Below are 3,925 nucleotides of genomic sequence, written 5' to 3' on the forward strand. Positions count from 1 at the left end.
GGGCCCTCCGCGGAGGGCCCCACGCCGGGTCACGCCGCGACGGGCTCCCGTTCCTGCGCCGCCGCCCGCTCCGCGAGCCGCCGCTGCCGCTCCTGCGCGCCGATCAGGTCGTCCGGCAGCGAGTCCGGCACCTCGACGTCGAAGCGGCGCAGCATCCGGATCGCGAACCCGCCCAGGGTGATCAGGACCAGGGCCAGCCCGAAGCAGACGTACGCGAAACCGATGCCCCGGCCCGGCCCGGTGCCGATCACCGCGCCCACCGACCCGGCCAGCGACCCGCCCGGGGCGAGCATCGGCTCGAAGAGGCTGGTCGCCGCCGGGGCGAGCAGCGCGAAACCGATCGGCAGCGTCGACCAGGAGATGGTCTGGTTGAGGCTGAACACCCGGCCGTGGAAGCGCTGCGGCACCTTGACCTGCACGATGGTCGCGTAGATCGACTGCGCGGTGGTCATCGCCATGGCCAGCCAGAAGATGCCGACGCAGACCATCGTCACGGAGGCGTCCAGCCCGACCAGCACGCAGCCGACGGCGGTGCCGAGGTTGCCGACCAGCACGCCCACCATCCGCCGGCGCCGGGGCCCGCCCCACAACGACATCAGCACGCCGCCGGCCACCGCGCCGCAGGCCTCGGCCAGGGCCACCTGCGCCACCTGGGTGGCGGTGCCGAACGAGAGCACCAGCGGCGTGGTGAGCACCAGCGCCGGGGCCAGGAAGATGTTGCCCAGGGCGAAGTAGCCCAGCATCAGCCGGAAGCCGCGGTGCTGCCAGGAGTAGCGCAGCCCGTTGGCGATCGCCACCAGCAGCCGCTCCCGGGGCCGCCAGCCGAGCAGGTCGGGGAAGCGCACCACGGCCAGGGTCAGCACCGCCACCAGGTAGCTCGCCACGTCGATGAGCAGGATGCCCTTGAGTTCGATGGCGGCGAGCAGGCCGGCGGCGAAGACGGGCATCAGCAGCATCGCGAAGCCGCTGGAAAGCTGGGTAATGCCCATCGCGTGCCCGAGGTAGCGCTTCGGCACCAGCTGCGGCACCGCCGACTGGAACGCGATCCGCTGGAACGAGCCCGCGACCTGACTCAACGCGACCAGGGCGTAGATGTGCCAGAGGACCAGGTTGTCGGTCCAGAGCAGCGCGGCGAGCACCAACTGGATCGACCCGGCGGTGCAGCTGGCGACCATCATGATCCGGCGGCGGCTGACCCGGTCGGTGACCGCGCCGACCCGTTCCGGGTCCAGGTCCTCCGACCAGGAGGTGAAATCGGACAGGTCGCCGAAGAGCACGGTGACGACCCGCCGCTCGGCGGCGGGCAGGGTCGCGGCGGCCGGCAGCGCGGCGCCGCAGTTGTGGCAGAAGCGGGCGCCGGGCACGGCGACGGTGCCGCACACGGGGCAGGTCACGGCTGCTTCAACTCCGTGACCCCGGTGCCGGATTCCCGGGCGGCGACCCCGAGGTACTCCAGTTGGGCTCGGACCGACCATTCGGCGGCCCACCAGAGCGACCGGTCGACGTCGGCGTAGACCCGGGCGACCACCTCGGGCGCGGTGGTCGCGCCGGCCTCGACCGCCGCGCGGACCTGGTCGAGCCGGGCCCGCCGGTGGGCCAGGTAGAACTCCGCCGCCGCGCCGCAGTCGGCCAGTGCCGGACCGTGCCCGGGCAGCGCCGGGATCCCCCGGTACGCGGAGAGCAGTTCGAGGCTGGCGAGGTAGTCGCCGAGGTGCCCGTCGGGGTGGGCGACCACGGTGGTGCCCCGGCCGAGGATGGTGTCGCCGGTGAGCACGACCCGCTCGTCGCCGTGTTCGGCAAGGAAGCAGACCGAGTCGGCGGTGTGCCCGGGGGTCGGCACCAGGCGGACGGTGAAGCCGGCGGCCTCCACCGGAGCGTCCGGGGTCAGCGGCGCGGCGCCGATGGTGTGCGCCGGGTCGGCGGCCCGCACGGCGGCCCCGTCGAGCAGTTCGGCGAGGCGGGCGGAGCCCTCGGTGTGGTCGGGGTGCCCGTGGGTGATCAGCACCGAGCCGACCGGGCCCTGTGCGGCGATCCGGCCCAGGTGGCCCTCGTCCGCCGGTCCGGGGTCGACCACCACGGCGGGCGCGCCCGGGGCGGCGCGCAGCACCCAGGTGTTCGTCCCGTCCAGCGTCATCGGCCCGGGGTTGGGCGCCCGCAACAGGGTCACCCAGCCGGGCAGCCCGTCCGCGAGCGCGGCCACCGGCCCCGTCACATGCCCGCCCATGGCTGCGATCGTACGACCCTGCCCGCCACTCCCCGCGATCTTGCAGCTTCGGCCGATGGTTTGTGGCCGTTCGCGGCTTTCAGCAGCCACGGAACCGCAGGATCGCGGGGAGCGGGCGGTGCGGTCAGGCGACCTCGACGATGACCTCGACCTCGACCGGGGCGTCGAGCGGCAGTTCGGCGACGCCGACGGCGGAGCGGGCGTGCCGGCCGGCCTCGCCGAAGACCGCGCCGAAGAGGTCCGAGGCGCCGTTGATCACGCCGGGCTGGCCGGTGAACCCGGACGCGCTCGCGACGAAGCCGGTCAGCTTCACGATCTTGACGACGTTCTCCAGGCCGACCAGCGCGTCGACCGCCGCGAGGGCGTTCAGCGCGCACCGCTCGGCGAGGTCCTTGGCCTGCTCGGCGGAGACGCCGGCGCCGACCTTGCCGGTGGCGAGCAGCTTGCCCTCGGCGATCGGCAGCTGGCCGGAGACGTAGACGTGCTGGCCGGACTGCACCGCCGGCACGTAACTGGCCACCGGCGGCACGACCTCGGGCAGGGCCAGCCCGAGTTCCGCCAGCTTGGCGTGAGGCCCGTTGCTCATGCCCGTCAGCCCTTCGGACGCTTCAGGTAGGCGACCAGCTGGTCCGGGTTCGGGCCGGGGACCACGGCGACCAACTCCCAGCCGTCCTCGCCCCAGTTGTCGAGGATCTGCTTGGTCGCGTGGACCAGCAGCGGGACCGTGGCGTATTCCCACTTCTGCATCGGTGGAAGGCTCCCTTGCCTGGCGTGGACTGGTTTCCAGGCACAGCCTACGGTTTGGGCGTCGGCCGGGGCGCGGGACGCTGCTCGGGGGCGGTCGGCACCTCCCCGCACGGGCCCTCGTGGTCGTACGGCTGGGGGCAGCGGGACTTGTCGGGCAGCAGCAGGTCGCAGAAGACGCGGTGCCGGTTGTTCTGGTCGTCGACGGTCGAGACGGTGGTCTCCCCGGCGTCCAACTCGGGCAGGAAGCCCAGCGAGACCGCCACCGTGCCGGCCAGCGCGGTGGCCGCCGACAGGTCGGCCACCCGGATCGGCAGGTGGATGACGTAGCCGGGCTCGTCCTCGTCCCGCCCGCCCGCGCGGTTGAGGATGCGCAGCACCTCGTTCGGCTCGGCGCACCGGCGGTACGACCGCTCGTTCACCGGGAGACCGCCGAGCGGCCCGTCCGCGTCCCCCCGGTCGGCGAGCCGGCCCGCCCGGTCGCCGGGCGGGAACTGGGCTCGAGCGATGTTGTCCGCGTCGCGCATGTACTGCCTCCGGGCCTCAAACCATGAACTGACCGCCGTCCGGACCGGACCCACCGCCCGACCCGCTCCCCCGCCGGCACGAACGTAGGACCGCAGCCCGGACGGCCACAACGGGACGCGCATGGTTGATCACTTGAAGTCACATATGCGACACATGCCCCGTCCAGAACGTGACGACGCCGGCCTTCGGCTCGTGAACGGTGCGCCGCGGAAGGACCCGTCGACCGCTACCCTTCTGCCTCGGACGGGCGAGCGACGTCGCCCGCCGCGCCCGAACCCTCTTCCCCGCCCAACGGCGGCGAGGACGCCCATCCCCCGGGGACCCAGATGACCCAACCGCCGAACGACGGAGCGACCGGATCGCCGGCCACCCCCGCGCCGGTCGACACCACCCCCGACGAGCCCGGGCCGGGCGCCATCCCGCCGCCCC

5 protein-coding genes are annotated in these 3,925 nt (G+C 73.7%); all 5 read right to left on the reverse strand.

Translation table 11 applies throughout. The annotated features are described in order from the left end of the window. Positions 1-29: 29 nt before the first annotated feature. Positions 30-1,394 carry an MFS transporter gene (locus JNW89_RS30015; protein ID WP_309140040.1) on the reverse strand — a complete coding sequence of 455 codons (1,365 nt, stop codon included), beginning with the start codon at positions 1,392-1,394 and terminating at the stop codon, positions 30-32. Next, complete coding sequence (locus JNW89_RS30025; protein ID WP_238451642.1) at positions 1,391-2,224, reverse strand: MBL fold metallo-hydrolase; 834 nt, start codon at positions 2,222-2,224, stop codon at positions 1,391-1,393. The genes JNW89_RS30015 and JNW89_RS30025 overlap by 4 nt, the downstream gene beginning before the upstream one ends. A gap of 124 nt (positions 2,225-2,348) precedes the next feature. Further along, on the reverse strand, positions 2,349-2,810 hold the full coding sequence (locus JNW89_RS30030; RefSeq protein WP_154941322.1) for a RidA family protein: 462 nt from the start codon (positions 2,808-2,810) through the stop codon (positions 2,349-2,351). A 5-nt stretch (positions 2,811-2,815) separates the two neighbouring features. Continuing rightward, positions 2,816-2,971, reverse strand: a complete 156-nt coding sequence (locus JNW89_RS30035) for a hypothetical protein (RefSeq protein WP_088959894.1) — start codon at positions 2,969-2,971, stop codon at positions 2,816-2,818. A gap of 47 nt (positions 2,972-3,018) precedes the next feature. Then, entirely contained in the window at positions 3,019-3,495 is a 477-nt protein-coding gene (locus JNW89_RS30040) for a hypothetical protein (RefSeq protein ID WP_238451643.1), read from the reverse strand. Between the last annotated feature and the right edge of the window lie 430 nt (positions 3,496-3,925).

This window comes from Micromonospora sp. 4G55 (assembly GCF_016803375.1).